General features: G+C 62.5%; 27 protein-coding genes and 1 pseudogene. 7 read left to right on the top strand and 21 right to left on the bottom strand.

The annotated features are described in order from the left end of the window. Nucleotides 1-41: 41 nt before the first annotated feature. Nucleotides 42-1037, top strand: a complete 996-nt coding sequence (locus G5S42_RS37430) for a UDP-glucuronic acid decarboxylase family protein (RefSeq protein WP_176111734.1) — start codon at nucleotides 42-44, stop codon at nucleotides 1035-1037. 104 nt (nucleotides 1038-1141) lie between these two features. On the opposite strand, the gene G5S42_RS37425 is transcribed toward G5S42_RS37430, so the two are convergent. The 13 genes from G5S42_RS37425 to G5S42_RS37370 all read right to left on the bottom strand — a co-directional run bounded on the left by G5S42_RS37425 (nucleotide 1142) and on the right by G5S42_RS37370 (nucleotide 12953). Continuing rightward, nucleotides 1142-1399, bottom strand: a complete 258-nt coding sequence (locus G5S42_RS37425) for a hypothetical protein (protein WP_176111733.1) — start codon at nucleotides 1397-1399, stop codon at nucleotides 1142-1144. 262 nt (nucleotides 1400-1661) lie between these two features. Next, a complete protein-coding gene (locus G5S42_RS37420; RefSeq protein WP_176111732.1) occupies nucleotides 1662-2273 on the bottom strand; it encodes a recombinase family protein in 612 nt (203 codons plus the stop codon). A gap of 71 nt (nucleotides 2274-2344) precedes the next feature. Further along, complete coding sequence (locus G5S42_RS45315) at nucleotides 2345-2467, bottom strand: hypothetical protein (RefSeq protein WP_013094087.1); 123 nt, start codon at nucleotides 2465-2467, stop codon at nucleotides 2345-2347. Nucleotides 2468-2851: 384 nt separating this feature from the next. Further along, nucleotides 2852-5146, bottom strand: a complete 2295-nt coding sequence (metE, locus tag G5S42_RS37415; protein ID WP_176111731.1) for a 5-methyltetrahydropteroyltriglutamate--homocysteine S-methyltransferase — start codon at nucleotides 5144-5146, stop codon at nucleotides 2852-2854. Nucleotides 5147-5342: 196 nt separating this feature from the next. Next, nucleotides 5343-5696, bottom strand: a complete 354-nt coding sequence (locus G5S42_RS37410; RefSeq protein WP_176111730.1) for a DUF1428 domain-containing protein — start codon at nucleotides 5694-5696, stop codon at nucleotides 5343-5345. A gap of 239 nt (nucleotides 5697-5935) precedes the next feature. Next, nucleotides 5936-7237, bottom strand: a complete 1302-nt coding sequence (locus tag G5S42_RS37405; RefSeq protein WP_176111729.1) for an MSMEG_0569 family flavin-dependent oxidoreductase — start codon at nucleotides 7235-7237, stop codon at nucleotides 5936-5938. A 70-nt stretch (nucleotides 7238-7307) separates the two neighbouring features. Continuing rightward, entirely contained in the window at nucleotides 7308-7592 is a 285-nt protein-coding gene (locus G5S42_RS37400) for an MSMEG_0570 family nitrogen starvation response protein (protein ID WP_176111728.1), read from the bottom strand. 23 nt (nucleotides 7593-7615) lie between these two features. Continuing rightward, nucleotides 7616-8785: an MSMEG_0565 family glycosyltransferase gene (locus tag G5S42_RS37395; RefSeq protein ID WP_176111727.1), complete on the bottom strand. Its 1170-nt coding sequence runs from the start codon at nucleotides 8783-8785 to the stop codon at nucleotides 7616-7618. After that, a complete protein-coding gene (locus G5S42_RS37390) occupies nucleotides 8782-9768 on the bottom strand; it encodes a sll0787 family AIR synthase-like protein (RefSeq protein ID WP_176111726.1) in 987 nt (328 codons plus the stop codon). Before G5S42_RS37390 ends, G5S42_RS37395 begins: the two co-directional genes overlap by 4 nt. Further along, nucleotides 9765-10328: an MSMEG_0567/Sll0786 family nitrogen starvation N-acetyltransferase gene (locus G5S42_RS37385; RefSeq protein WP_176111725.1), complete on the bottom strand. Its 564-nt coding sequence runs from the start codon at nucleotides 10326-10328 to the stop codon at nucleotides 9765-9767. Before G5S42_RS37385 ends, G5S42_RS37390 begins: the two co-directional genes overlap by 4 nt. Nucleotides 10329-10330: 2 nt before the next feature. Beyond that, nucleotides 10331-11461: an MSMEG_0568 family radical SAM protein gene (locus G5S42_RS37380; RefSeq protein ID WP_176111724.1), complete on the bottom strand. Its 1131-nt coding sequence runs from the start codon at nucleotides 11459-11461 to the stop codon at nucleotides 10331-10333. Further along, on the bottom strand, nucleotides 11433-12452 hold the full coding sequence (locus tag G5S42_RS37375) for a Nit6803 family nitrilase (RefSeq protein WP_176111723.1): 1020 nt from the start codon (nucleotides 12450-12452) through the stop codon (nucleotides 11433-11435). The genes G5S42_RS37380 and G5S42_RS37375 overlap by 29 nt, the downstream gene beginning before the upstream one ends. A gap of 18 nt (nucleotides 12453-12470) precedes the next feature. Further along, nucleotides 12471-12953 carry an MSMEG_0572/Sll0783 family nitrogen starvation response protein gene (locus tag G5S42_RS37370; RefSeq protein ID WP_013093336.1) on the bottom strand — a complete coding sequence of 161 codons (483 nt, stop codon included), beginning with the start codon at nucleotides 12951-12953 and terminating at the stop codon, nucleotides 12471-12473. 395 nt (nucleotides 12954-13348) lie between these two features. On the opposite strand from G5S42_RS37370, the gene G5S42_RS37365 reads away from it, so the two are divergent. Then, nucleotides 13349-14740 carry an aminotransferase-like domain-containing protein gene (locus tag G5S42_RS37365; RefSeq protein ID WP_176111722.1) on the top strand — a complete coding sequence of 464 codons (1392 nt, stop codon included), beginning with the start codon at nucleotides 13349-13351 and terminating at the stop codon, nucleotides 14738-14740. A gap of 7 nt (nucleotides 14741-14747) precedes the next feature. Here G5S42_RS37365 and G5S42_RS37360 read toward each other — a convergent pair whose 3' ends face one another. Further along, the gene (locus G5S42_RS37360; RefSeq protein ID WP_176111721.1) at nucleotides 14748-15089 is read right to left on the bottom strand and encodes a carbohydrate ABC transporter permease; all 342 of its coding nucleotides are present in this window, start codon (nucleotides 15087-15089) and stop codon (nucleotides 14748-14750) included. 253 nt (nucleotides 15090-15342) lie between these two features. On the opposite strand from G5S42_RS37360, the gene G5S42_RS37355 reads away from it, so the two are divergent. Next, nucleotides 15343-16860 carry an MmgE/PrpD family protein gene (locus G5S42_RS37355; protein ID WP_246392339.1) on the top strand — a complete coding sequence of 506 codons (1518 nt, stop codon included), beginning with the start codon at nucleotides 15343-15345 and terminating at the stop codon, nucleotides 16858-16860. 132 nt (nucleotides 16861-16992) lie between these two features. Here the strand turns inward: G5S42_RS37355 and G5S42_RS37350 are convergent, their stop codons facing one another. The 4 genes from G5S42_RS37350 to G5S42_RS37335 are packed head-to-tail and all read right to left on the bottom strand — an operon-like array spanning nucleotide 16993 to nucleotide 19584. Then, nucleotides 16993-17445 (bottom strand): LysE family translocator, encoded by a 453-nt coding sequence (locus tag G5S42_RS37350; RefSeq protein WP_176111720.1) that lies wholly within the window; start codon nucleotides 17443-17445, stop codon nucleotides 16993-16995. After that, complete coding sequence (locus tag G5S42_RS37345; protein ID WP_176111719.1) at nucleotides 17445-18041, bottom strand: NADPH-dependent F420 reductase; 597 nt, start codon at nucleotides 18039-18041, stop codon at nucleotides 17445-17447. Before G5S42_RS37345 ends, G5S42_RS37350 begins: the two co-directional genes overlap by 1 nt. Before the next feature lie 27 nt (nucleotides 18042-18068). After that, complete coding sequence (locus G5S42_RS37340; RefSeq protein WP_176112012.1) at nucleotides 18069-18836, bottom strand: SDR family NAD(P)-dependent oxidoreductase; 768 nt, start codon at nucleotides 18834-18836, stop codon at nucleotides 18069-18071. A gap of 13 nt (nucleotides 18837-18849) precedes the next feature. After that, on the bottom strand, nucleotides 18850-19584 hold the full coding sequence (locus tag G5S42_RS37335) for an SDR family NAD(P)-dependent oxidoreductase (RefSeq protein WP_176111718.1): 735 nt from the start codon (nucleotides 19582-19584) through the stop codon (nucleotides 18850-18852). Between the two features lie 106 nt (nucleotides 19585-19690). On the opposite strand from G5S42_RS37335, the gene G5S42_RS37330 reads away from it, so the two are divergent. Together G5S42_RS37330 and G5S42_RS37325 are read left to right on the top strand one after the other, a co-directional pair. Further along, nucleotides 19691-20617: a LysR family transcriptional regulator gene (locus G5S42_RS37330; RefSeq protein WP_176111717.1), complete on the top strand. Its 927-nt coding sequence runs from the start codon at nucleotides 19691-19693 to the stop codon at nucleotides 20615-20617. 79 nt (nucleotides 20618-20696) lie between these two features. Continuing rightward, complete coding sequence (locus G5S42_RS37325; RefSeq protein WP_176111716.1) at nucleotides 20697-21824, top strand: aldo/keto reductase; 1128 nt, start codon at nucleotides 20697-20699, stop codon at nucleotides 21822-21824. 11 nt (nucleotides 21825-21835) lie between these two features. Here the strand turns inward: G5S42_RS37325 and G5S42_RS37320 are convergent, their stop codons facing one another. Continuing rightward, on the bottom strand, nucleotides 21836-22036 hold the full coding sequence (locus tag G5S42_RS37320; RefSeq protein ID WP_176111715.1) for a DUF2905 domain-containing protein: 201 nt from the start codon (nucleotides 22034-22036) through the stop codon (nucleotides 21836-21838). A gap of 43 nt (nucleotides 22037-22079) precedes the next feature. Continuing rightward, nucleotides 22080-23072 carry a LysR family transcriptional regulator gene (locus G5S42_RS37315; protein WP_176111714.1) on the bottom strand — a complete coding sequence of 331 codons (993 nt, stop codon included), beginning with the start codon at nucleotides 23070-23072 and terminating at the stop codon, nucleotides 22080-22082. A gap of 95 nt (nucleotides 23073-23167) precedes the next feature. Here G5S42_RS37315 and G5S42_RS37310 point away from each other — a divergent pair, with 95 nt between their 5' ends. Beyond that, the gene (locus G5S42_RS37310; RefSeq protein WP_176111713.1) at nucleotides 23168-24445 is read left to right on the top strand and encodes an MFS transporter; all 1278 of its coding nucleotides are present in this window, start codon (nucleotides 23168-23170) and stop codon (nucleotides 24443-24445) included. Further along, a pseudogene (locus tag G5S42_RS45510) lies at nucleotides 24340-24696 on the top strand (hypothetical protein); the annotation flags it as partial. The gene G5S42_RS37310 and the pseudogene G5S42_RS45510, both read left to right, overlap by 106 nt. A 321-nt stretch (nucleotides 24697-25017) precedes the next feature. On the opposite strand, the gene G5S42_RS37300 reads toward G5S42_RS45510, so the two are convergent. Further along, nucleotides 25018-26262: an NAD(P)/FAD-dependent oxidoreductase gene (locus tag G5S42_RS37300; RefSeq protein WP_176111712.1), complete on the bottom strand. Its 1245-nt coding sequence runs from the start codon at nucleotides 26260-26262 to the stop codon at nucleotides 25018-25020. Nucleotides 26263-26308 lie beyond the last annotated feature (46 nt).

The following is a 26308-nucleotide window of genomic DNA, read 5'->3' as shown; positions in this document are numbered from 1 at the left end:
CTTTTCAACGCCCATGCGCTCCAACCACAGGATCACGCACCATGAAAGAACTCACCCGCAAGCGCATTCTGGTCACCGGCGGCGCCGGCTTTCTCGGCTCGCATCTGTGCGAACGGCTCGTTGCGCAGGGGCACGACGTGCTGTGCGTCGATAACTTCTACACCGGCACGAAGGACAACATCGCGCATCTGCTCGATTGTGCGAACTTCGAGCTGATGCGTCACGACGTGACGTTCCCGCTGTATGTGGAAGTCGATGAAATCTATAACCTCGCGTGCCCCGCATCGCCGATTCACTACCAGTACGATCCGGTGCAGACCACGAAGACCAGCGTGCATGGCGCGATCAATATGCTCGGGCTGGCCAAGCGGGTGAAAGCGCGGATTTTCCAGGCGTCGACGAGCGAAGTGTATGGCGACGCGCTCGTGCATCCGCAGAAGGAAAACTACTGGGGTCACGTGAATCCGATCGGTCCGCGCTCGTGCTACGACGAAGGCAAGCGCTGCGCGGAAACGCTATTCATGGACTATCGCCGCCAGCATGGTCTGTCGATCCGCATCGCGCGTATCTTCAACACCTACGGCCCGCGCATGCATCCGTCCGACGGCCGCGTGGTGTCGAACTTCATGATGCAGGCGCTGCGCGGCGAACCGCTGACCGTCTATGGCGACGGTACGCAGACGCGTTCGTTCTGCTATGTCGACGACATGATCGATGCCTTCATCCTGCTGATGAACAGCGCCGACGATCCGGGCGGCCCGGTCAACCTCGGCAATCCGCACGAAGTGTCGATGCGCGAGATCGCGCAGCGCATCGTCGCGGTGACCGGCTCCGCTTCGCCGCTCGAAACGCAGCCGCTGCCGGCCGACGACCCGTGGCACCGGCAGCCGGACATCTCGCTGGCCATCAAACTGCTCGGCTGGCAGCCAGCCATGTCGCTCGATGAAGGGCTGCTGCGCACCGCGCATTATTTCCGCGCGCGCATCGAGGCGAGTCGGCCGATGCCGCCGCAGCCGGTGGGGGAACGAGTCTCGTGACGCGCATTAAAAAAGAAGCGACCGCGAAGGTCGCTCGGGGAGCAGTGCCACGGAGGCCGCTCAAAAGCCATGCCGCGAAGGGCGTGCGGGCTATGGCATTGGGTTCATGAGGAACGGAGGGTGGACTCCGCGTCGCTCGTCAGCACCCTCATCGGTCCCGCGCTCAACGCGGCCGAGATGATCGCGAGGCGTTCGGCCGGGCAATCGACCAGATCGACGCTCAGCGACTCGCGTCCGCCCGCGGTGTTCACGTGCGCGGACCAGCCGCACACGTGCGCATGATGTTCGATCAGGCTCTTCCAGACTGCGACGACTCGGAGTGATCCCGGGGTTGCAGAAACAGTCAGACGTTTCACGTTCATGGCTTCCATACGGCATCGCGCCGCGCCTCGGGTTCGGATCGCAAGGTTTGATAATGTGGTGTGTAGGTTGAGGTTAGACGTCTGAACTTTCAAAGCAAAGCATATGCCTCTGTCCGTAACTGATGTGTTACGGACAGCAGCTTGTGCGCGCGTGCCAAGGCAATGTGGCGCTTTTCAGCGATCGGTTATGTGAAACGCGCCAGGCGGGATGCCCGAACGGCGATGCGGTAAGAACGATACGAAAGAACTCGGCAGGTATTTTCTACATGGCTGGCGTGTCCGCGCGAATGCGCATCACGGTCTGGCGCGAAGTGCCGAAGCGTCGCGCGACTTCGCTGACCGACTGTCCTCTGCCGAGGGATTGCAGCACGCGTTGGCGCTGTTGCTCGGACAGCGACGGCGGCCTGCCCGTGGGTTTGCCGCTCGCGCGAACGGCCGCGAGACTATCGCGGCTACGCAGGCTGCGGCACGCGGCATCGAGCCGCACCAGCGCGCGCAGCGCCTTCACCGCCGAAGGCTCGGGACGTCCGGCCAGATCGGTATGGCCGACTTCGACGCAACGCAGCGCCACACCGGCCTTCCGGCACTGCATCACGGTGGTGAGAATGTCGCGCGCATTGCAGCCGAGCGCGGCCAGCTCGAGCACGACGAGCGTATCGCGCGGCGCGATGCGCCGGATCAGACTCTGCAGTTCAGGGCGCTCGCGTCCCTGCGTGTAGGTCGGCAGATCCTCGACCACGAGCCGCGCGAGCGTGACCATGTAGCCCGCCTTGTCGAGCCGTATCAGCGCCTGCTCGTGGCGAACCGCATCGTGCGCGCCGAACAGATAGATGTGTAGTTTTTCCACGTCGCCTTCGTAGTCGCGATCCGCCATTCGCGGCGCTATTGCACTCGGAATCCCGCTAGTTCGAGCGACGACGTTGCACACGTCGTCGCTCATCGCGCTCAGGGCTGCCGCTGGCCGCCCTGATGCGTCGGAGGAGTCTGGTTCTGTTGCTGCTGTCCGCTGTCTCGGCCGGGTTGCGCCGGGTTCGACGGCTGTCGATTCGAATTCTTGTCCGAGGTCATGAGGTTCTCCTGTATGAGATTGCGGGTGACCGTGGCTAACCACGGCCATCGTGACTGACTCGCAATCGGCGTTCCCGGTCGCTGCGCAGCCGCGTGAGACCGTTCGGCGGGCATGCAGGTGCCGCGCAATGAGGCTTCTGCTGTCGACGCAAGCGACCCGGAGAAGGAATCTTGGAAGTGTATCAATCGCGTTAAGCGTCCAATACGGTTGGCGTGGGTATTGGCGCGATTGAACTGTGATTGTGTGTGGGCAGTGGACGCGCGGCATGTAGTGGCCGCGGAATCTGGCTGGCGGAAAGGAATGTAGCGCCTTGCTCAATGCCCGGCGCAAACCGGCGATCCGGAGACGAGCCGCCGCAAGGAAAGCGACGGCCCGCTCGCCCTTTACTGAACCTGGCTGCGCAGCGTCTTCGCGGCCGCAACCATGTTCGTCAGCGCCGGAATCACTTCAGCCCACTGGCGGGTCTTCAGGCCACAGTCCGGGTTCACCCATAGTCGCTGCGCCGGAATGCGCTCCGCCGCCTTTTGCATCAATTGCACGATGTGCTGCTGCGTGGGGATGTTCGGCGAGTGAATGTCGTAGACGCCCGGGCCGATTTCGTTCGGGTAGTTGAAGTCGTCGAACGCGGCGAGCAGCTCCATGTCCGAGCGCGAGGTCTCGATCGTGATGACGTCCGCATCCATGCCGGCGATCGACTCGATGATGTCGTTGAACTCGGAATAGCACATATGCGTGTGGATCTGCGTTTCGTCGCGCACGCCGTTCGCGGTAATCCGGAACGACTCGACCGCCCAGCGCAGATACTCACCCCATTGCGCGCGGCGCAGCGGCAAGCCCTCGCGCAACGCGGCTTCGTCGATCTGCACGACGCGTACACCGGCCTTTTCCAGGTCGAGCACTTCTTCGCGAATCGCCAGCGCAAGCTGGTAGCACGACACCGAACGCGGCTGGTCGTCGCGCACGAACGACCAGTTCAGGATCGTCACGGGGCCGGTCAGCATCCCCTTCATCGGCTTGTTCGTCAGCGACTGCGCGTAGCTGATCCATTCGACCGTCATCGCCCGCGGACGGCTGATGTCGCCGAACAGGATAGGTGGCTTCACGCAGCGCGAACCGTACGACTGCACCCAGCCGAACTGGCTGAACGCGTAGCCGTCGAGTTGCTCGCCGAAGTATTCGACCATGTCGTTGCGTTCGGCTTCGCCATGCACGAGCACGTCGAGACCGAGCGCTTCCTGTTCGCGCACGCTGCGCTCGATTTCCCGCCGCATCGCGTCCCGATAGCCTGCCTGATCGAGCGCGCCGCTCTTGAACTGGCTGCGAGCGTGGCGGATTTCCACCGTTTGCGGGAACGAGCCGATCGTCGTGGTCGGGTATGCGGGTAGTTCGAGCAGCGCGGCCTGCTTCGCCGCGCGCTCGGCATAGGCGTGCTGGCGATTGCCGAGATTGGCGTCGATGCGCGCGAGCGCGGCCTTCACCGCCGGGTTGTTCACGCGCGGCGACTCACGGCGCGCGGCAACCGCGGCGGCATTGGCGGCGAGTTCATTGGCGACCTTATCGCGGCCACCGTTCAGTGCGGTGGCGAGCACCTTCAGTTCGTCGAGTTTTTGCAGCGCGAACGCGAGCCAGGAGCGGATTTCCGCATCGAGCTTCTCTTCGCTCGCGAGATCGACCGGCACGTGCAGCAGCGAGCACGACGGCGCGAGCCACAAGCGCTCGCCGAGTTGGCGCGCGAGCGGCGCGAGCCATTCGAGCGCGGCGTTCAGGTCGGTCTTCCAGACGTTGCGGCCATTGATCGCGCCGACCGACAGCACGCTGTGCGCGGGCAGCTTGCGCGCGGCCAGCGCGACTTCGTCGCGTGCGTTGATTGCGTCGATGTGCAGACCGTCGACGGGTAAGCCGCACGCGAGTTCGAGGTTCTCTTTCAGCTGGCCGAAGTAGGTAGCGAGCAGCAGCTTGACGCCGCGTTCCTCGAAGCCTTGATAAGCGGTCACGAACGCGTCGCGCCATGCCGGATCGAGTTCGGTGACGAGCACCGGCTCGTCGATCTGCACCCACTCGACATCCATCACCTTGAAATAGTCGAGCAGCGCGCGATAGACGGGCATGATGCGAGCCAACAGCGCGAGTTTGTCGGAGTCGTCCTTCGCCTTGCCCAGCCATAGATACGTGATCGGGCCAATGATCACCGGCTTCGCCTTGACGCCCTGCTCGCGCGCTTCACGCAGCTGTTCGAGGAAGCCGGACGTGTCGAGGTTGAACGTCGTATCGGCGGTGAATTCAGGGACGATGTAGTGGTAGTTGGTATCGAACCACTTCGTCATTTCGCCGGCCGCGACGCCGCCGCAGCAGGCGGCGTGCTCCTCGGCACCCTGCGCCGAACGGCCGCGCGCGACGCGGAAGTAGTTGTCGAGCCTGTCGCCATGAAAGCCCTGCACGCGTGCCGGCAGACAGCCGAGGGTGAAGCTCATGTCCAGCACCTGGTCGTAGAACGCGAAATCGCCGACCGGTGCGAGATCGAGCTCGCTCTGGTCATGCCAGTGACGCGCGCGTAGTTGCGCGCCTAGCGCCTTCAGTTCCTCGCGCGACGATTCGCCCTTCCAGTAGCGTTCGAGGCCGAACTTCAGTTCGCGTTTTGCGCCGATGCGCGGGAAGCCGAGATTATGTGTCGTGACCATGGAGGCTGCCTTCCGATGAAAAAATGCAAGGAACGATGTAAGGATCGGCAGCCATGATAGGGGCTTCGTTCCATGAAGAAAAATGGCATTATTTCATTTATTCATTAGTTTTGTTCATTCGAGTTGTCGGGCGCCTGGATCGGGTCGCGGCGTCGGTTCGCGTCTCAACGCGAACCGACGCCATGTTCTTCTGCCATCACGCGTCGACAATCGTTTCGAAACCGCCATAAATTAGCCGCTGGCCGTCAAAAGGCATTGGATCTTTATCTGGTTGCAGCCGCGGGTCGGCCATTACCGCTTTCATTCCTTCGTCTCGCGACTGACGCGACGGCCAGACAACCCAGGAGAACACCACTGTCTCATCATCCTTGCGCTTGATCGCCATTGGAAACGACGTCACCTTGCCTTCCGGCACGTCATCTCCCCAGCATTCGACCACCTTCAACGCGCCGTGCTCCTTGAAGACGGCCGCCGCTCTTTCGGCGAACTGTCTGTAAACTTCGCGGTTGGCTGTAGGCACGGGGACAACAAATCCATCGACGTAAGTCATTCGGAAACTCCTTTTCCCATACGGACCATTGGTGACGGTCGGCAGCGCATCGCAACACGACCGCCCATACGTACGACGAGCGGGGAGTCAAGAAATCGACAATAGTCGGTTCCCTTGCACCGATAGCCTGCTTCGATCCTAAGCGGCGCTTTCAGGGCATGGTCCCTTCTGTATAAGCGATCCCGTTTATCGTTTTTAGGCCGGGACGATCGTATTCTTTCGAACGCGATGAATGAGCTTCATGCAGCGAGACTCGCCGATGCGGTATGCGATACACCGATTGCCGAGCGGATCGCATCGACGACATGCGCCGCATCGCGCGCAATGCCGGAGAAGCGGCCCGACCCCCAGGTATGCAGCCACGGCAAGCCGATGAAATACAACCCGGCTTGCGGCGTCACGCCGCGTACGTGGGCAGGATAGCCTCGTCCATTGAATACGGGGGCGTCGATCCAACTGAAGTCCGGCGTGAACCCGATGCACCAGATAATCGACCCGATGCCGCTCGCCGCCAGATCGAGCGACGTGCGTTCGCCTTCGGGCTTCCACACGGGTTCATACGGCACCCCCGGCGGCGCGTCGATGCCCTTTCTGTCGATGAAGGCATCGATGCTCGCATTGATGCGGTTGTACGTGTCGTCGGCGCTTTCCAGATTGCCGGTCAGGTTCGGCGCGAAATGAAGGTGGCCGTCGCGCACATCGTCAAGCCGGCCGTACAGTTCCATTCCTTCGAGCGCAAAGCGTCGCAAGTCGATATCGCGGCCGCCGTCGCGGCCCGTGACGTAGTGATTCGTGTTGTCCCGCACGCCTTCGCGCAACGGATGCTGATCGACGGGCATCTCGTAGTAGCCCATGTCGGCGAGCCAATCCACCACATCCCGGCCGCGATAGAAGCGCGCGCAACGCGGCGCCTCGCCGACCGCCAGATACACCTTGCGACCCGCGATCTGCAGGTCCTCCGCGATCTGCGCGCCGGATTGCCCCGATCCCACGACGAGCACCGCGCCTTCGGGCAAGGTCTGCGGACTGCGGTACTGCGACGACTGCAACTGCACGATGCCGTGCGGCAAGCGTTCCGCCATCCGCGGCACGATAGGCGTGTGATAGCCACCCGATGCGACGACCACATGATCGGCCGTGAATTCGCCATTCGACGTCGACACCACATAGCTGCCGTCATGCTGACACCTGACGCGCCTGACCTCCGTATGATCGACCACGGGCGCATCGACCATTTCGATGAATCCATCCAGATACGCGATGATCTCGTCCTTCTTCATGAAGCCGTGCGGATCGTCGCCGCGATACGGATAGCCGGGCAGCGCGCATTGCCAGTTCGGCGTGACGAGACAGAAAGCGTCCCAGCGCTGCGAGCGCCACGTATGGGTGAGCGTGTGTTTCTCGATGACGAGATGATCGATGCCCGCTTCTTTCAGATAAAAACTGATCGACAGACCAGCCTGACCGCCGCCTACGACGATAACCGTATAGTGCGGAGGCTGGTTCGATCCGGTTTGCGTCATCGCATTCGAGTTCGACATGATTCGTTCCTGCTGTTCATTGGATGGGCCGGCGCGCCGTCCTGCTCGTGACGCGAGCGGCACTCGGGTTTCACAAAAGTTCGACGATATGCACCTTGGCCTGCGCATCCGAGGCGAAGCGCTCCGCCTGCGCCTCGATCTGCGCAAGCTGGTCCATCGCAGCCGAGCACGCGAAGCCGTACTTCTCGCGTACGCGTTCCGAGCCGATATGAAGCGCTTCGCGCGCCAGTTCGACGAAGTCGTCGAGCGCATAGCGCTGCCCGGCAACGAAGTATTCGCCGACTACGGTCGAGGGCGAATAGCAGTTGGCCTCGGTGCCGTCCGGCCACCGGACCCTGAAATGCATGACAGGCATCGCGTTTCCTTTGAAAGAGAGATTCAGGCGGCGGCGGGCTGTGCATAGCGCCGGTACAAACCGATATGGCGGCGGGCGCTCTCGCGCCAACTGAAGCGATTCAGCAGGTCGGGCACCGCGTACTCGAAGTCGATGCCCCCGCGCCGGTCGAGCGCGTGTTGCAGCGCTTGCGCGATGCTGCCCGCGTCGTCAGGTTGCGCCCAGCAGCAGACGCGCTCATTCAGATGCTCCGTAAACGGCTCGATCCGCGAGACGACGACGGGCGTCCCCACGGCTAACGCTTCCAGCACGACAAGCCCGAAACCCTCGCACCGCGACACCATCGATACGACATCGGCACGTCGCATCAATGCGGGAATCTCTTCGTCGCGCAGCGCGCCCGTGACGACGATTGCCTCGCCTCGTCCAATCGCGAGGTTCAATTGCGTGGCCCGCTCGACGAATCGCCGTGTATAAACGTCGTGGTCGAGCAGACTTGCGCCGCCTGCGATGACCAGTTGCCCATCGGTGTGCGTGCGTCGGAACAAAGCAAACGCGTCGAGAAGTTGCAGCGTGTTCTTGCGCGCTTCGATACCGCCCACCGCCAGTACGACCGGCGCACCACCGATTCCGAATTTCGCGAGCGCGGTCGTATCGTTCCCCGCGTCGGCGGCCCGGAAACGCTCGACATCGACGCCGTTGCTCACGGTCGATGCCGCGGTGCCGTAATCCTTCAGCATCCTGCGCGTCCATGTCTCGCTGACGCAGAAGACCGCGTCGGCATCCGCATACGCGCGCCGCTGCCATTCGATCAAACGAGGATCGCTGAACGCATCGAGATGATGGACGGTACGCACGAAGCCGCGTATCACCCCTTCCTGACGAAGCTCGGCGAGCGCATTGCCGCCGATCCCGTCTTGCGCGTGAAGGATGTCGAAGCCCGAAGGTCCGTCGGCGCGCAATGCGGCCTTGAGCGCGTCGATGCGCATCTGCACCATCGCTACCGTATCGTTGCCGTGCACATCGACCGGAGCGGGCACGATCCGGCAAGGCGAAGCACGAAACATCCGCGCGCCGTTGACCGAAGGCGCGAAGATCGTCACATCGTGCCCTGCGTCTTGCAGCGCGCGCCCGAGTTCGAGCGTGTGTACGACGCCGCCACGCGGATTCACCGAGTGCGTGAAGAGCGCAATGCGCAATGGCGTGGCGCTCATGCTGACAACGGCGCTGGGGCACCGATAAAAGGGCCATCGCCGAAACTCCATAGCAGCGCGGCATCCGTTTCTTGCATCACGACGACTTCGCGCGATGCGTGCACGCGCCCTATCGTTGCGCAAGCCAGATCGCGCTGCCGGAAGCGCGCAATGACTGCTTCGCAATGTTCTTCGCGAACCGACAGCAGGAAGCCGAAGCTCGGAAACGCGTTGAGCCAACGTTCGAAATCGACCTCCGCTGGCCGCGGAATCGCGTCGAGATCGATGCGCGCACCGACGCCCGAGCATTCGAGCAGCATCAACGACGTGCCGAGCACCCCCGCCATACTGATGTCTTTCGCCGCATCGCAAAGACCGCTTTCCGCGAGCAGCGGCAACAGTTCGAGATCGCCGCGCAAGCGTTGCGCCGGTGCGCCGACCGATGCGTTCCAGAATGGATAGGGATCTTCGAAACGGCCCCGCAGATCGACGGCCATGATCAGACAATCGCCAGGCTGCGCGTTGAAACTGGACAGCAGCCTCTGCGCGCGGCCGACAATCGACACCGCCAGTTGTGGCTGAGCGCTGCGCGCATTGCTATGGCCGCCGACGACGGCGACGCCATACGCGCGCGATGCCGCCGCGATACCCGCGAGAATCTCTTCGGCCGCGCCGAGCCCGTCGCTCCACAGCGCATCGACCACCGCAAGCGGCCGGCCGCCCATCGCGTAGACGTCGCTAATGTTGACCATCACGCTGCTATAGCCCGCGAACCAGGGCATCGACGCGACGAAATCGGACACCAGCCCTTCGATCGCAAAGAGCAGATAACCGTCGCCATCGGCAATCGCCGCACAGTCGTCTCCCACTGCGACGGCCTGGGCGAGATCGCGCGCACCATGGGGCAAATGCGCCGCCAGCGATGCAACCACGCCCGCTATGTCGGTCTTGTGGCGAAAGCCGCGGCTTTCGCGCATGCGTTCGACCAGATCGCGCAGGCTCATGATCGCCCCCGCCACGACGTGACGAAACCGCTCTCCGGCGTATGGCACGGCGGGTAATGCGCGAGATCCGCCTCCATCAGGTGATGCGGCCGGCCGAACAGCGTTTCTTCCGCGACCGTCTGCCAGTTCAGCCGCCGGAACAACGGTACGTTCTGGCTCTGCACATGCGCGAGAAAGGTCTCGCATCCAAGCGCTTGCGCGCTGCTGACAGCCAGCCTGATCAGCGTCGAGCCGAGCTTGCCGTGCGAACGGAACGCGGCGTGCACCGCGAGGCGCGAGCCGAGCCACGTGCGCGGCTGCGTTGCGTGAATCCGCACCGTCCCCACCACCTGTTCGGGCACGCCAGCAACGCAGCTGAGCGCGACGAGCAGCTTCGCGTGATGGTCGATGTCGTCGCGGTCGTCGCCGACGAAGATGCCCTGTTCGACGCAGAACACCGCGCGCCGCAGTGCATACGCTTCGTTGCTTTCCCATGGCAGCGTGGCCCATTTCACGCGGTATTCGGCCGGCGTGAACGCAAGTGGCAACGCGTCGGATTCGTCGAAGGTTTCGCAGTACATGGCTAGACCTCGTACGATGCCAGCGACGAGCACGCGCCGCATTTTCCGCAACCGGCCTTGATGTCGGCGGAGCGCATCTTCGCATCGCGCAGCATCGCGCCGAGCGGCGCGAGTATCGACTTCATGAACTCGGGCGTGGGCGCGGGGTGATCTTCGAGCGGCGTGCCGCTGATCGGCACGAACGGCACGACGAACGGATAGACGCCGATGTCGATCAACTCGCGCGAGATCGACAGGATCGCCTCGGCCGTATCGCCGAGACCCGCGAGTATGTACGTGCTGACCTGCCCCCTGCCGAACACCGCGACAGCCGCCCTGAACGCTTCCATGTAACGCGAAATGGGCACGCTCGCCTTGCCCGGCATCACGCGGGCGCGCACTTCGGGGCTCACCACTTCGAGATGCATACCCAGCGTATCAATGCCGCTCGCCTTCATTCGCTCGAACCAGAGGTCGTCGTCGGGCGGCTCGCATTGCGCCTGGATGGGCAGATCGACGGCCGCCCTGATCGCGAACGCGCTCTCGCATAGAATCCGCGCGCCGCGATCGGGCGTGGGTGGCGTGCCCGTCGTGAGCACCATGTGCCTGACGCCATCGAGCAGGACTGCGGCGCGCGCGACCTCGGCCAACTGCTCCGGGGTCTTGCGCGCGATCGTGCGACCCGCCGCGAGCGACTGGCCGATCGCGCAAAACTTGCATGTCTTCTTGCGGCTTTCGTAGCGGATGCAGGTTTGCAGCACCGTCGTAGCGAGCACATCTGTTCCGTGCAGCGTCGCGATGTGCGAATAGGGCACGCCGTCGAGCGTTTGCAGCCGCGTGAAGCGTGGCGCTTTCGGGAAAGTGATGTTCGCAATCGGAATCGTGCCGCGCATCAGCGCGCTTTCGCCCGCTTCGTCGGGCACGCCCGCGACGAACGGCGAATTCCACGCCGAGCTCGTGTGCACCGGCACCATGATCGTCACGCCATCGACCGTCACGGCCTTGTGGTCGGAAGGTCCCGCGCCACCACGCCGGCTCGCGGCGCCCGCGCTCGGATCGACGAGACGCAGGCCTGCCGACTGCAACTCGGTACGCAATTCCATCATCTCGCGCGCACTTGCGCCCTCAGACGACAGATTCGTGCTGGCATTCATCCTGACCTCCACTCGTGGTTTCGGACCCAAGGTCCGCGCTCGCGGTCGAAAACGCCGCAGACATCGGCGCGACGGGCGTCGCGGGGCGATCGTTGATGGCAAGACTGAGCAATTCAGGACGCGCATAGTGGCCGACCGAATTCATCATGCGTTTGCGCTTGGTGATCAGTGCCATGTCGAGATCGGCGACGACCATCCCTTCGCCTTCGCGCAGCGGCTCGGCAAGGTGCTGCCCTTCGGGCGAAACGATGGCCGTCATGCAACCGCCGCGCAGCGCCTGTTGCAGCTTAGGGTCGGTCGTCACCGACTCGATTTGCGCTTCGCTGAGCCAGCCCGTCGAATTGACGACGAAGCAGCCCGATTCGAGCGCGTGATGACGGATCGTGACCTCGATCTGCTCGGCGAAAATCGGACCAACGAGCGAGCCGGGAAACTGGCTGCAATGGATCTCTTCGTGCTGCGTCATCAGCGCATAGCGCGCGAGCGGGTTGTAATGCTCCCAGCACGCGAGCGCGCCGACCCGTGCGATGCCCGTGTGCGCAACCTTGAGACCCGCGGCGTCGCCTTGTCCCCAGATCATCCGTTCATGAAACGTCGGCGTGATCTTGCGGCGCTTGAGCACGAGGCGACCGTCGACGTCGAACACGAGTTGCGTGTTGTACAGGCTGCCGTGATCGCGCTCGTTGACGCCGAGCACGACGACCATCGCATGACGCCGCGCACGTTCCGACACAGCCTGAGTGACTGGCCCCGGCACGACGACGGCCTGCTCATAGAGACGCATGTGATCGGCGCCCGACGCCACCGGCGGACGCACGAAAGAGAAATACGGGTAGTACGGCACGAATGTCTCGGGAAAAACGATCAGCCGTACGCCCTGTTGCGCGGCTTCGTCGATGGCGGCGCACACCTTCTCGAGCGTGCCGCCGGGACGCTCGAACTCCGGCGCAATCTGCACCGCCGCCGCACGGATGATTCGTTGCTCGGACATGATCGGCACCCGGCGCGCTCAAACGGTCCACGTGTGGATGATCAGCGCGTCTTCCTTGCGATGAAGCAACTGGAGATCGAGCACATCGAGCGGGTTGATCGGCCGGATGCCTTCGATCAGCGACGCCTCGCCGTGACCGTACAGTGCCTGCAATGCAAAGCGGCACGCATAGACCTTGCCGCCCTCCGCCATGAACTTGACCAGTTGGTTATTGAAATTCAGATGACCGGGAAACGCTTCGTCGCCGAGTGTCGGGAAGCCGCGTTGCAGGCCCAGCGTCACGCCCGGGCCATAGAGCAGCACCGACGTATCGAAGCCCTTGCGCTGAAGGCGCGTCGCCTGCAGAAGATTGACGAAGCCGATCGATCCTTCGAATGCGACCGTATGAAACGTCACCAGTGCTTTTTCACCGGGCTCGGCCTTGACGTCGGGAAAGACCTTCTCTTCGTAGTCGACCAGGTAGTCGCCTTTCTGATGCAGAGGTTGATTGACGGCGGGCATTTCGCTCTCCAACAAGTCGTGTCATTGATCGGATTGCTCAACCGGAAAGAACCGGATGGCGAATCGTTTATTGCAACGCATGTGCCAATTTCCGGCCCGGTTCATGCAATCAACTTCCAATCAATCAGAACAGGATGGTTCGAGCGATCCGAAAAATTTCTTTAGGAGCCTTGTTCGACGGGCTTTTCAGACTATTTGCAAATTTGCTCGCGCACCGTCTTTGGGCAGCGAAAGCGCATCGTTCGCGTCTGCTTGGTGCGCACTACCCCTTAAGCGGGCACGGTCCGATCAATGCGATCAAGTCTTGAATTGAACCAATACCGATTATTTTTCGGGAGAACGCTGTGCTACTTTTGAATAAAGGCAATCAGGAATCCGCATTGGGAATTATTGGCATGGACAGTCTCACGCATCACTGGCTCAAACGGCTGACCGAAAGCCGCAAGCCGGCGTATCTCGTGATACCGGATCTGATCGAAGAGGATCTGGCGAGCGGACGTCTGCGTCCGCGCGACCGGTTGCCCGGATTGCGCGATCTTGCGGGTGCCTTGCATCTGAACTACACGACCATCGCGCGCGCCTATGCGGAGGCGCGCAAGCGCGGCCTGCTCGATGCCCGCGCGGGCAGCGGCACCTTCGTGCGTGGACGTACGCAGACCTTGCCGCTTGCCGGCGGAAGCAGTGTCGAGATGTCGATGAACATGCCGCCCGAGCCCCCCGAGCTTGCGCCACGGTTGCGGGAATCGGCGGCGAGCCTGCTCGCGCATACCGATCCCTATCGCCTGCTGCGTTACCAGGACTTCGGCGGAACGCCCGACGATCGCGCGGCCGGCCGAGCGTGGCTCAAGCAACGCTTACCGGATTGCGAAGAAGGTACGGTACTGGTGTGTCCCGGCATTCACAGTGCCCTCGTCGCGCTCGTATCGCAGCTTGCGCGACCGGGCGACACGATCTGCCTCGATACGCTCGCCTATCCGGGCATCAAGGCGATCGCATCGCAAATGGGTGTGCGCCTGCAGCCACTGCCGCGCGACGACGAAGGTCCGCTGCCGCATGCATTCGAAGCGCTCTGCAGGAGCGAAAAACCGGGCGCGTTCTACTGCAACCCTACGCTGCAGAATCCGAGCACGCTCACGCTGTCGTTACAGCGGCGCGAGGCGCTCGCGGATGTCGCGCTGCGCTACAGCGTCCCCATCATCGAAGACGATGCCTACGGATGGCTGCCATCAAACAAGCCTGTGGCACTTGCCACGCTCGCCCCCGAATTGACGTGGTATGTCACCGGCTTTTCTAAAACGCTGGGTGCGGGCTTGCGGGTCGCCTATCTGCGCGCGCCCACTGTGCGGCAGACACAACGTGTGGCGGGCGCGTTGCGCGCCACGACTGTGATGCCGAGTCCTTTCACTGTGATGCTGGCAACGCAATGGGTCAATGACGGGACCGCACATGAAATGCTCGACGCGATCCGCAAAGAAGCCAATGCGCGCCAGGCGATCGTGGCACAGGAACTAGCCGACTGGCACTACGACGCGCACGACGATGGCTTCCATTTATGGTTGCGGATTCCTCCGCATTGCGACTGGAACGCGCCCGAGCTCGCGCTGCAATTGCGCAACCAGGGCGTTGGCGCGGTGGGGGGCCCTGCTTTCTCCACGGACGGCAATCCGCCGAATGCAATCAGGCTCTGTCTCGGGGGCCCGCAAGACAGAGACGATTGTCGGTACGCGCTGCAGTGCGTGGCGCAGACATTGAACGATCCGCATCATCTGCACATTCCGATGATGTAAGCCTGCTTCATGCAGTTAGAGCTTTCGGACCCTGCGTTGAAAGTCCATGCAGCCCGACAGCTTGGTCGTCAGAAACGACTGCGGCGCGCCTGCGCCGCCGGGCGGCGGGAGATGGCAGCACGATATAGCGAAACAATTGCCAGCGCCCTGCGCCATCGAGGCTCGCCGCTTCGAGCGGATCGTCGGGAATGGTCTGCAATGTGGCCAGCACCATTAGCATCGTGAACGGGAACCATTGCCACGTGTCGGCGGCGGCGACTGCCCACAGCGCGGAAGACGATTCGCGATCAACGAACTCACAGGATAACCGGCCGACTCCAGCACACGATCCGCCTGCCACGCTCGCCATTCTTGCCCAAGGTCGGGGATTTACCTATTTGCGTCATTGGCCCGCAGGTGCAACATCGCAATTGCATTGCATAATATCCATGTATACGAAACAGCCGTCTAAATGCACATACTAAAATGAAGACGTGACCCTGCTGGTCGCACCCGCGTCGCTGCTATGTTGGGCCTGAATACACGGTAGTGGATTTGCGTTCATCGTCCGTAATGATCGAGAGGCGGATGCACTTTTCACCGGCCCCGTTTCAGAAAGCAAAATGACCAAACTAAATCGCAGATCATTTATCCATACCTCAATTGCATCGGTCGGCGGATTGATGCTGACTCCCGCGTCCGCCCATGCGGATGCGACGGTGGCACAGAAGCCTCCAGCGCAGAGCGCCGCTGGTCCGGATGACATCGTTGCGCTTGCAGACTATTGTTTGCAGACCACCTATGACAACCTGCCGAGCGCGGTGATTGCCATAACCAAGAATCAGATTCTGGATACAGTGGGCGCGGCGCTAGGGGGCACCAATGAGCCAGGAGCCAAAGAGATACGCGAGTTCACCATCGATATGGCCGGTAAGCGCGAAGCCGCAATCTGGGGTACCAGCATTCAGGTTCCCGCCCAGGATGCTGCTCGCGTCAATGCAATCATGGCTGACGCTCTCGACTATGACGATACCTATGAGCGGTCTTTCATGCACCCCTCGGTCATCACGATTCCGGCCGCCTTAACCGTAACCGATATGCTCGGCAATGTCAGCGGCAGGGATCTAATTACGGCTACGGCTTTGGGCGTGGACCTTGCCTGTCGATTGGCCAATTCGGCACAGCCTGGCGTCGATGCGTTCATTGTGGGCTGGCACAACACTAGTCTTTATGGATATTTCGCTTCAACTTTTGTCGCAGGTAAGCTGATGGGGTTGACGCGCGATCAGTTGATATCCGCATTGGGTATTGCATTTCATCAAGCCTCAGGTAATTCCCAAGCACATCTGGACGGTGCATTGACGAAGCGTATGGGCGCTGGCTTCGCTTCCTATGCCGGCGTAATGGCTGCGCGTCTATCTCAGCGGGGCGTCCAAGGAGCCAAAAATATTCTGGAAGGTCGCCGTGGCTTTTATTATCAGTTTCACGGTAACAAGTATTCGCGCGATTTCCTCTTTGAGGGACTAGGAAGTACTTTTGCCGCGACCGAGGTCTCGTTCAAGCCATGGCCGTCGTGCCGTGGTAGTCATACGGCGGTCGATGCAGCGCTGACTATGTTTGCAGAGAACAAAATTGAAGCTCCCGATGTGGAAAGCATCACCATCTACAATGGCCCGGGCGAATATCTGCTTCTCGACTTTCCGCTTGGCAAAAAGCAGAACCTAACATCTGTCGTGGACGCGCAATTCAGCAATCCTTGGGTTGTGGCGTGCGCGTTGGTGGACCATAAGGTCGGATTCGAACATTTCACTACGGCAGCGATCCGGCGCCCTGATCTGCTGGCAATGGTCAAACGCATCAACACGATGGAAGACAAAAGCCTGGCACGTCCGGGCGGCGGACCCGGTGCTACACGCCTTGACGTTTCTCTGAAAGATGGCCGGACGTTTACCAAAACGGTGGCATTTGCCAAAGGCGAACCCAAGAATCCAATGTCGCCCATCGAGTTCCGTCAAAAATTTCTCGATTGCACGAAAAAGGCGGGAATGAGTAGTGCGCAAGCCCAAGCGTTGATGGCCGACATTCAACAACTGGAGACCCTGCCAAAGGCCAACACCTTGACCACAGCTATGGCCTTGTAGCCGTGATCCTGCGGGGATTATATGGGCGGATTTACTAATCCGCCCCTAAGGAATCGCGTCTTCCTCATCGTCGAACGGAATACATGCCAATACCGGGCATCCGAACGTCCACGCCCTGCCGGGATAGGAGGCCTACCGCTGCACCAAGGCTAGCTTGACCCCGACCCCGACGAACGCGGCTGCAAAGCTCCGGCGCATCCACTTGAGAACATCGGGGCGCGAAAGAATGCGGTCACGGACCCTCGCGGCGAAGACGCCGTATGCCATGAAAACGACGAACGTCATCGCCATGAAGACGAGCGATAGTTCCAGCATGCGAAGCGCAGGCTGGTTTTCGCCGCGATCGATGAATTGCGGCAGGAACGCGAAGAAGAAGATCGAGAGTTTAGGGTTGAGAATATTCACGAGGATCGCGTGCAAGATCACATCCCGGTCGGTACGGGCGGGGCTGTCGAACGTGATCTTCAACGGTCCTTTTTCCTCGAGTGTTTTCCATGCAATGAGAAGCAGGTAGGCGACGCCCGCATATTTGATCGCTGAGAACGCGACAGCGCTCGCGCAGGAGCGCTGCCAGACCAGTGTCATCAGTCGAACGTGATCAAGTCCTTGAAGATCAGTCGTCCCCAGTTATTTCCGCGCGCGTGCACAAGCAGTCCACCCTCCGAAAGCCCGCCAAGTTGGATTGGCGCGAAACCGAGTTTTTCCGCAAGCGCACCAATTTCCGCTGCGGCGCCGTCATCATCGCTCGCGAGGAACACGACTCTCCTGCCGCCCTGCACGGCCGGATCCTGGCCGAGGCCGGCCGCAGCCAGATGATTGAAGCCTTTCACCAGCCTGGCTCCGGTGAACGCGTTCGCGACGAAAGCTGACGACGGGAGACCGTCGAGTTCCTCGGGCGGGGAGAACGTGTTCATCACGTCGACGATGATCTTTCCCTTCCAGTTGGGCAGCGCCTTCGCGACCTGCGGGTATGACTCGAAACGAACAGCCAAAAAGATGATGTCCGCCTTGACGGCTTCCGCCAGGGTTTTGGGAATGATCGTAGGTCCGATCGCTGCTGCATCGGAAGCAAAGCTTGCCGGGTCGCGCGTGGTTGCAACGGATACTTCGATGCCATTGCGAGCGAACGCCCTGGCAAGTGCGTGGCCGATCTTGCCGAAGCCAATGATTGCGTAACTCATATGTTTCTCCATCGTTTCCCGGCGGGCTCAGAGCTTGTAGCCGCCGCTCGCTTCAATCGTTTGGCCGGTCACCCAATGGCCTTCATCGGAGGCCAGGAACGCCACGACGGCCGCGATTTCTGAAGGCTCGCCAAAGCGGCCCAGCGCGATTTGGGCCTCGACCGCCTTGACGAGTTCGGGATTCGCCCGAAAATCGGCGTTCGCATCCGTTCGCGTGAAGCCCGGCGCTACGGCGTTCGCTGTGATGCCACGCGGCCCGAGCTCGATTGCGAGCGTATGGGTCAGGGTGTTGATGGCCGCTTTCGCCATCGAGTACACGGGCGCAGCCGTCACGGGCTTCGTGGCGGCTGCGGAAGAAATGTTGATGATGCGTCCACCATCGGCGAGTCGATCGAGAGCGGCCTGAATGATGAAGAACGGCGCGCGGGCGTAGACCGCCATCAGGGTGTCCCAACTCTCCGGCGTCGCGTCCTTGAAGCCAACCCAGCCGGAATTGCCAGCGTTGTTGACCAGAATGTCGAGGGCCTTGCTTCCGTTGCGCTTGATGAACTCGTCGTCGAGTCTCTCGAACAAGGCCGGGACGCTCGCCGGATCAACGAGATCCGCATGGATCGCGAACGCGGTGCCTTCCGCTTTCTCGATGGCCGCGATCGCCTCGTCCGCGCTGGATTTGCTGGCGTTGTAGGTTAGCGCGACTGTCGCACCATCCTTTGCAAGACGTTCGGCGATGGCGCGGCCAATGCCTCGTGATGCCCCGGTAACGAGAGCTGTTTTGCCCTTTAGAGGTTGTGTCATCTGATTCTTCTCCTCAGAGTTGTGCCAAGCCGCCGTCAACGGCGACCTCGCTGGCGGTCATGAAGCTGCTGTCCGACGACGCAAGAAAGGCGGCGACCGCCCCGATCTCCACCGGATCGGCCATACGCTGGAGCGGCGTCATCGCTCCGTAGGCCTTCTGGCCCTCTTCGCCTAGCGCCTCCTTCGCTAGTTCGGTCGCCGTCGCCCCGGGCGACAGAACGTTTATCCGGATGCCAGTGCCCTTCAGGTCTTCCGCCCAAGTCCGGGCAAGATTGCGCACCGCTGCCTTGCTCGCGCTGTAGGCCGTGAACCCCGGGGCTCCTGTGGTGCCAGCGCTCGATCCGGTCAGGATGATCGAACCGCCAGAGCCCATCAGCGGCAGCGCCTTCTGGACCGCGAAGATTGTCCCCTTCACATTGGTGTCGAAGGTGTCGTCAATGTGCTGGCCGGTGATCTGTCCGAGCGGAAGCGGGCTTCCCGTCCCCGCATTGGCGAAGACGATGTCCAGGGTTCCGCGCTCGGCCTTCACCGCCGCGTAGAGCCGGTCGAGGTCGGCCAGATCGGTGACCGAGCCCTTCACCGCGCGTGCATTGGGCCCGAGGGCGGCCACAGCGGCGTCGAGCGCTTCCTGCCGGCGGCCGAAGACGAAAACGAACGCGCCCTCCTCGATGAAGCGCTGAGCCGCGGCGCGGCCGATACCGGTAGCGCCGCCGGTGATCACGGCGGTCTTTCCATTCAGTCTGTTCATGTCATGCATCCTTCGAAACGAAAGCGACAAACACGATTCTGCTGCTCTTGATTCATGAAGCCAATTGACTAAATATGGATGTTTCTCATCTATTCTTTAGATACATATGCTCGACAACGTCACGATCAATCAACTTCGGGCCTTCGTCGCCGTGTGTGATCACGGAAGCTTTTCCGGGGCTGCACGGGAGCTGAGGCGTGCACAGTCGGCGATCAGTCACGCGATCAGCGCTCTCGAAAGCGCCTTCGATGTGGTGCTGTTCGAGCGCAACACTCGCAAAGCGACGCTGACGGCTGCTGGCCGCAGCCTCCTGCCTGATGCTCGCGGTGTGATCTCGCGCACCGAGGAAATGAAGATGCGTGCGGTTGCCATTGCTGAAGCTGGGGTCCCACAGGTCTCGGTTGCCGTGGATAGCTACTTTCCACGTGCGCACCTGATCGAATGCCTGCGCACCTTGCAGGCGGACTTTCCAACGGTTGCAATCAATCTGCGCATGACGACCATGCAGGACGGCGAGCGTTTGGTTCGCGAAGGCATGTGCGCGTTGGCGGTGACGATCACGGACGTGCCGGAGCTGAGCCCCGGCACCATAGAAAGGCAGCATCTATGTGACGCGCAAATGGTGACCGTCTGCGGGCCATCCCATCCGCTGGCCTCAATCGCGGGGCCAATCCCGCGGGAGGAATTTGGCCGGCACATCCAGCTCGTCGTAACCGACAATCAGCCCGATGCGGAAAAGACACAACAGGGGGTCGCCAGTGAACGACAGTGGCGGGTGAATGACCTCGGCGCGAAGCACGATCTGCTCAGAGGAAGCTTGTGCTGGGGGCACATGCCGCGCCATCTGGTCGAGGAAGACCTCTTGAAGGGGACACTTGTCGAACTCCAACGGCGCGCATGGCACATGCGCCCCCTCACGTTCATGATCTCGCAGCGGCGCGGCTACTCGTTTTCCGAATGCGAGGCACGGCTGGTCGAACTTCTCGGCAATCGTGATCCTTCGCAAACGGTGGGAAGACCGCGGCCAGCGTAACGCGCGGCCGCTGTCGACAGCGACACAAGAAACGCGCGCACAATAATGCGTCGCTTACCTGGCCCCGGAGGAAACAATCATGTCGCTCGATCGCTATACCCTGCTCGGTCGTTCCGGCCTGCGCGTGAGCCCGATGTCGCTCGGCACGATGACGTTTGGCACCGAATGGGGCTGGGGCGCCGACGAAGCAACGGCGCAGCGGCTCTTCGATCTATACGTCGACGCAGGCGGCAACTTCATTGACACGGCTGACCTTTACACGGAAGGCACGAGCGAGCAATGGGTCGGCCGCTTCACAGCGGCGCGCGCGATGCGCGAGCGGCTCGTGATCGCGACGAAGTACTCGTACAACGCGCAGCCCGGCAACCCGAACGCAGGCGGCAACCACCGGAAGAACCTGCTTCGGGCGCTCGAAGGCTCGCTCAGGCGGCTCGGCACAGACTACATCGATCTCTATTACCTGCACACGTGGGACCGCATGACGCCCGCCGACGAAGTGATGCGCGCGATGGACGACGCCGTCAGCGCTGGCAAGATCCGTTACGTCGGCCTCTCTGACGTGCCAGCGTGGTATGCGGGTCGGGCGCAGACGCTCGCGGACTGGCGCGGTTTCGAACCGGTCGCTGCAATGCAGTTGGAATACTCGATGATAGAACGCAACGCGGAACACGAGTTCGCGGACCTTGCTACACACCTCGGCATGGGGCTCGTGGCGTGGAGCCCGCTTGGCATGGGCGTGCTGTCGGGCAAATACCGTCCGTCGCAAGACGCCCAAAACCAGGCCGCTGTAACGGGCAGTGGTCGCCTGCAGACGCTAGGTACCGCGCCGCCGCCCGGATTCGACAAGCTATCTGCGCGCAACTTTTCGATCGTCGCCGAGCTGGAGGCAGTCGCGCACGCTGCGAATCGGCCGATGGCCCAGGTCGCCCTGAACTGGCTGTATCAGAAACGGGGGGTTGCGAGCATCGTCGTCGGCGCGACGAAGGCCGCGCAGCTCGAACAATCGCTCGGTGCACTCGACTTCGTGCTGGCGCCCGAGTTGATTGCCAGGCTCGACGCGGCTTCGGAGCCGCCCCACCCGTTCCCGTACTACATGTTCGCGGATGGTCATCAGGCACGCATTCATGGACAGGTCGATGTGGCCGCACAACCGCCGAATCATGCCGACTTTCAGCGAGTGCCCGCGCCGCAGCCCACCGGGAAGTGAGCAGCACACACTTACCGTCGCAACAACCACAAGAGCACTGACACCACGACCGAAATCACGATGCACGTGACGATCGGGAAATGGAAATTGATACCGCCGCGAACGATATGGATGTCGCCAGGCAGCCGGCCGAACGGGATACGCACGAACCAGCGCCATCCGAGGCCGGCAAGCAGGCACAGCACGCCCAAAAGAACGAGGAAGCGGTTCATGGTGCTCGGTCACTCACGAAAAAACCAATCGCGTCGAGGTCCCCTATCGAGAATGGCTCCAGCTACCGCGTCCGTTCTTCCCGGGTTGCCTGCTGATAGCCACGCCATCGACGCGCTCAAAGGAATCCGCCGCCGCCATCCCATGGGCACGCAGCACCTCGGCCAGCGAATCGCGCAAGAGTGCGATCGGCCGCACGAGCCGTCCCGGTAGCGGGTGGTGAACGAGCCAGACCTCGACGCCTGATTCGAAATCCGTGACATCAATCACCTGCAACACGTCGCGAAACGGGCTGCGCGCAAGCACTTCCGGCGAGACGATCCCGATTCCGAGTTGGCGCGCGACAAGCGATAGCTGCAAGTCGGAGCCGAACGCCTCGACGGCGATGTTGAACGGCAACCCCGCCCGCGCGAGCGCGCGCGACAGCGCCGAGCGCATGCCGCAGCCGTCCTGGTTGAGCACCCATGGATGCTGCGCGAGGTATTCCAGGGTGACGGGCGTTTTCGGCAGCCCAAGCGAACGCGCCGCGACGACGGCAGTCGGCATGAAAGCGAGCCGCGTACTGACCAACGCCTCGGGCAGCGCGATATCACCGGGCATCAACACGACAGCGGCGTCTACCTGCGCCAGTTCGACCGATTGCAGCAGACGCGGTGACCAGCCCGCCGTAACACGCAGCGTCAGCTTGGCGTAGGTGCCGCGCAAGCGGTCAAGCGGCTGTTCGAGCGCGAGGTCGGAGAGGAACGGCGGCACGCCGATGCGCAGTTCGCCTTCCGGCTCGCTGTCTGGGGACGCGACGGCCAGCAGTTCATCGACGGCGCCGAGCACATTACGCGCAAGCAGGTAGACCTCCCGCCCGGCGGCGGTCGGCTTGAGCGGCTTCTCCTGACGGTCGAGCAGCGCGAGAGCCAGTGTGCTTTCGAGGCTCTGGATGCGGCGCGTCAGGCCGGGCTGGGTTAGATGGAGCCGTTCGGCGGCACCGACGATCGAGCCACACTCGACGACGGCCACGAACGCCTGTAGATCACGCGTGTTCAAAACAATCTCGCATAATCATTATCAATACATTTCAATTGTCGCATAACGATGCGACTTCTAGCATAGACCATAAGTCCTTCAACCGGAGCGTCGTCATGGCCCGCCCCGCAGATCTTTCACCCTGTACCGTCGGCCAGCCGCACGCCGAACGCGCCGACGAGCGCCAGGCCGGCCAGCTCACCACGTCGATGACGGTTTTTTTCGCCACCGCAGTCGGTCTCATCATCATCCTGTTCGCCGCGCAGCCGCTCACCAGCCCGATTGCCACCACGCTGAGTCTGCCCCATGCGCTCGGCGGCCTCGTCTCGATGCTGCCGCAGCTCGGCTACGCCACTGGGCTCGTGCTGCTCGTTCCGTTGGTCGATCTGATCGAGAACCGCCGCCTGATCGTGCGGACGCTGTTCTGCTGCGCATTGCTCCTCGCTGTGCCAATGTTCGCGCGTTCGGCGTGGGTGTGCCTTGCCGCGCTATTCCTCGCGGGCGCGACATCGACCGTGATCCAGATGCTCGTGCCGATGGCCGCGTCGATGGCGCCCGAGGCCCAGCGCGGCCGCGCCGTGGGCAACGTGATGAGCGGCTTGATGATCGGTATCCTGCTGTCGCGGCCGCTCGCCAGTGTCATCACGGCTTGGGCCGGCTGGCGCGCGTTCTACGGCACGACCGCGCTGATCAATGCGTTGCTCGCGGGTGTGCTCATGCGGCGCCTGCCCTACCGCGCGCCGCCGGTAATCACACGCTACGCTGCCTTGCTGCGATCGCTCTGGACGCTTCTCGCGCGTGAACGCATCCTGCAGCGGCGCGCAACCTCCGCCGCTTTGGCGATGGGGGCATTTAGCGCGTTCTGGGCGTCGGTCGGACTACGGCTCGCGCAGGCACCGTTCGGATTCAGCATGCACGGGATCGCGCTTTTCGCGCTCGCGGGTGCGAGCGGCGCGGTCGTCACGCCGCTCGCCGGCCAGGCGGGCGACCGCGGGCACGGTCGCAGCGCGCTTCTGTTCGCGCACCTGTTGATCATCGCGGCCCTTGTGCTGATCGCCGTGGCGGGATCGGGCGGACTGGGGTTCGCCCCGCAGGCCCACCCCCGGCTCGCGATCGCGGCGCTAGTCATCGGCGGTGCGGCGATCGACACAGGCGTCGTCATCGATCAGACGCTCGGCCGCCGCGCCGTCAATCTCATGAATCCCGCCGCGCGCGGGCGGCTGAACGGGCTGTTCGTCGGTGCGTTCATGGTCGGCGGCGCGCTGGGGGCGGCGCTTTCGGGAGCCGGATGGGCTGTCGCGGGGTGGCGCGGTGTCTGTGGCGTGGGCGTTGCATTCGCGGGAGCAGCCTTTGCCTATGGTGTCGCGGGCCGCTCCAACCGGGTGGGAACCTGAGGCCTGCAACGCGGTTGAGCGCGCGTGGCCCGGCGCGAAGCGTCGCCGCCCGGAGGCACGCAGCCGGCCGTGCCCCAAGCACTACGGGCGGGCCGGCTCGGCCTCGATGCGATAGTCCTCCTTACAGAAAAGAGGCTCTGCGCATTGCGCGGACCGAGTTCGCCGACATGGCGAGCTTTACCCATGCGGCCGAGAGCCTCGGGGTCTCCAAAAGCCGTGCATCCGCTGTCGTGACCCAATTGCAATGCGAAGTCGGGGCGCGACTCCTGCATCGGAGCACGCGCAGTGTACGACTGACCGAGGACGGTCGGGCGTTTCACGAGCGCGCTATGGCGCTGCTCGCCGAACTCGACGAGCTGCGGGCAATGTTCGACGCCAGCAAGCAAAGAGCGCTCCGTAGCTCGCTGCGGGTGGATCTTCCGACCGAGCTGGCGCGCAGTATCGTTGTGCCGGCGCTGCCTGGCTTCATGACGGAATATCCGGAACTCAAGATCGAACTGTCCTGTGTCGACCGAAGGGCGGGCCTGGTGCAGCCACCTAACCCAATCTTCAGGGCCGGCCCATTCCCGCCGCTAACTACGAAACCGTTCAGCGCGAAACGGACGCGCATCAGCAAAAGTCGGTGTCCCGGTCATCATCTCCGCCAACAGTCGACCGGTGACGGGCCCCAGCGTCAAGCCATGGTGGTTGTGACCGAATGCAAACCACAATCCGGGATGGCGCGGCGCGCGACCGATGACTGGCCGCATGTCGGGTGTGCAAGGACGCAGGCCGAGCCACGGACTCGCGTCGAGTCGCTCACCCAGACCGAAGCTTGGCCTGGCGATTCGCTCCGCGCGTTCGAGCTGGATGCCTGTCGGCCTGGCGTCACGACGCGCGATCTCGACCCCCGTGGTAAGCCGCAAGCGCCCTTCCATCGGCGCCACCACATAACCCTGCTCCGCGTCGACGAACGGCATCGACAGCATCTGGCGGGTCGGACGGTAGTGCATGTGATAACCGCGCTTCGCGCGCAAAGGAATGCGGTAACCAAGCGGCGCGAAAACGCGGTCAGACCATGAACCGAGCGCCACCACGACTTCTTTTGCGCTGATCCGGCCCGACGATGTCTGAACCGTCCACGCGCCCGCTTGCGCCGTCAGCGTGGTGGCGTCGCCGGTCAACACCGTTCCGCCGCCGGCTTCGAAAAGACCCGCATAACCTTTAGTCAGTGCCCCGGGATTGACGATGCTCTTCGGGTCCTGCCAATGCAACGCGCCACAAAAGCCGTCGGCGAGGCCCGGCTCTCGCGCGGCCAGCGCCGCCGAATCCAGCACCGCGACCCGCAAGCCATAGGTCCTGGCAGTCATTGCGGCGGCCGCCGACTGCCGCGAAAATTCCGCTGGGGTGCGATAGGCGTCGATCCAGCCGCCGTCGCGAATGAGATGGCCGAGTTGCGCGCGCTCGATGAACCGATCATGTTCCGCAACGCTTTGCTGGATCAATGGCAACATGTCGCGCGCGGCCGCCATCAATCGCTCGGGCGACGATTCCCACCAGAAGCGCGCCAGCCAACTCGCAAAGTGCGGCAACGCCCGATAGTCCCAGTACAGGTCGGTCGAACGATTCTTCGCATAGCGCAGCAACGTGCCGAAATCGCGCGGAAAGCCGTACGGAACGACCGACGAGCTTTCAATCAGACCCGCGTTGCCGAAGCTGGTCTCTTCGCCTGGAGCGCGCCGGTCCACCAGTGCCACCCCGCGGCCGCGATCCTGCAACTGCAGCGCGGACGATACGCCGACAATCCCGGCGCCCAGCACTATCACATCGAAATCCATAAACTCGCTTCGCTTTTTCTGTCAGGACTGGACGCCGGGCTGCCGC

Source organism: Paraburkholderia youngii, assembly GCF_013366925.1.
GTDB lineage: Bacteria > Pseudomonadota > Gammaproteobacteria > Burkholderiales > Burkholderiaceae > Paraburkholderia > Paraburkholderia youngii.
This window is presented reverse-complemented; position numbering and strand designations above follow the sequence as displayed.

Coding starts and splice junctions, on each gene's coding strand:
- G5S42_RS37380 (WP_176111724.1), bottom strand. CDS start 11,461: ATGAATGCCAGCACGAATCTGTCGTCTGAGGGCGCAAGTGCGCGCGAG.
- G5S42_RS37390 (WP_176111726.1), bottom strand. CDS start 9,768: ATGAGCCTGCGCGATCTGGTCGAACGCATGCGCGAAAGCCGCGGCTTT.
- G5S42_RS37375 (WP_176111723.1), bottom strand. CDS start 12,452: ATGTCCGAGCAACGAATCATCCGTGCGGCGGCGGTGCAGATTGCGCCG.
- G5S42_RS37395 (WP_176111727.1), bottom strand. CDS start 8,785: ATGAGCGCCACGCCATTGCGCATTGCGCTCTTCACGCACTCGGTGAAT.
- G5S42_RS37310 (WP_176111713.1), top strand. CDS start 23,168: ATGGCCCGCCCCGCAGATCTTTCACCCTGTACCGTCGGCCAGCCGCAC.
- G5S42_RS37430 (WP_176111734.1), top strand. CDS start 42: ATGAAAGAACTCACCCGCAAGCGCATTCTGGTCACCGGCGGCGCCGGC.
- G5S42_RS37360 (WP_176111721.1), bottom strand. CDS start 15,089: ATGGCGAGCGTGGCAGGCGGATCGTGTGCTGGAGTCGGCCGGTTATCC.
- G5S42_RS37355 (WP_246392339.1), top strand. CDS start 15,343: ATGACCAAACTAAATCGCAGATCATTTATCCATACCTCAATTGCATCG.
- G5S42_RS45315 (WP_013094087.1), bottom strand. CDS start 2,467: ATGACCTCGGACAAGAATTCGAATCGACAGCCGTCGAACCCGGCGCAA.
- G5S42_RS37345 (WP_176111719.1), bottom strand. CDS start 18,041: ATGAGTTACGCAATCATTGGCTTCGGCAAGATCGGCCACGCACTTGCC.
- G5S42_RS37320 (WP_176111715.1), bottom strand. CDS start 22,036: ATGAACCGCTTCCTCGTTCTTTTGGGCGTGCTGTGCCTGCTTGCCGGC.
- G5S42_RS37420 (WP_176111732.1), bottom strand. CDS start 2,273: ATGGCGGATCGCGACTACGAAGGCGACGTGGAAAAACTACACATCTAT.
- G5S42_RS37365 (WP_176111722.1), top strand. CDS start 13,349: ATGGACAGTCTCACGCATCACTGGCTCAAACGGCTGACCGAAAGCCGC.
- G5S42_RS37410 (WP_176111730.1), bottom strand. CDS start 5,696: ATGACTTACGTCGATGGATTTGTTGTCCCCGTGCCTACAGCCAACCGC.
- G5S42_RS37385 (WP_176111725.1), bottom strand. CDS start 10,328: ATGTACTGCGAAACCTTCGACGAATCCGACGCGTTGCCACTTGCGTTC.
- metE (WP_176111731.1), bottom strand. CDS start 5,146: ATGGTCACGACACATAATCTCGGCTTCCCGCGCATCGGCGCAAAACGC.
- G5S42_RS37300 (WP_176111712.1), bottom strand. CDS start 26,262: ATGGATTTCGATGTGATAGTGCTGGGCGCCGGGATTGTCGGCGTATCG.
- G5S42_RS37405 (WP_176111729.1), bottom strand. CDS start 7,237: ATGTCGAACTCGAATGCGATGACGCAAACCGGATCGAACCAGCCTCCG.
- G5S42_RS37425 (WP_176111733.1), bottom strand. CDS start 1,399: ATGAACGTGAAACGTCTGACTGTTTCTGCAACCCCGGGATCACTCCGA.
- G5S42_RS37335 (WP_176111718.1), bottom strand. CDS start 19,584: ATGAACAGACTGAATGGAAAGACCGCCGTGATCACCGGCGGCGCTACC.
- G5S42_RS37340 (WP_176112012.1), bottom strand. CDS start 18,836: ATGACACAACCTCTAAAGGGCAAAACAGCTCTCGTTACCGGGGCATCA.
- G5S42_RS37350 (WP_176111720.1), bottom strand. CDS start 17,445: ATGACACTGGTCTGGCAGCGCTCCTGCGCGAGCGCTGTCGCGTTCTCA.
- G5S42_RS37370 (WP_013093336.1), bottom strand. CDS start 12,953: ATGCCCGCCGTCAATCAACCTCTGCATCAGAAAGGCGACTACCTGGTC.
- G5S42_RS37330 (WP_176111717.1), top strand. CDS start 19,691: ATGCTCGACAACGTCACGATCAATCAACTTCGGGCCTTCGTCGCCGTG.
- G5S42_RS37400 (WP_176111728.1), bottom strand. CDS start 7,592: ATGCCTGTCATGCATTTCAGGGTCCGGTGGCCGGACGGCACCGAGGCC.
- G5S42_RS37325 (WP_176111716.1), top strand. CDS start 20,697: ATGTCGCTCGATCGCTATACCCTGCTCGGTCGTTCCGGCCTGCGCGTG.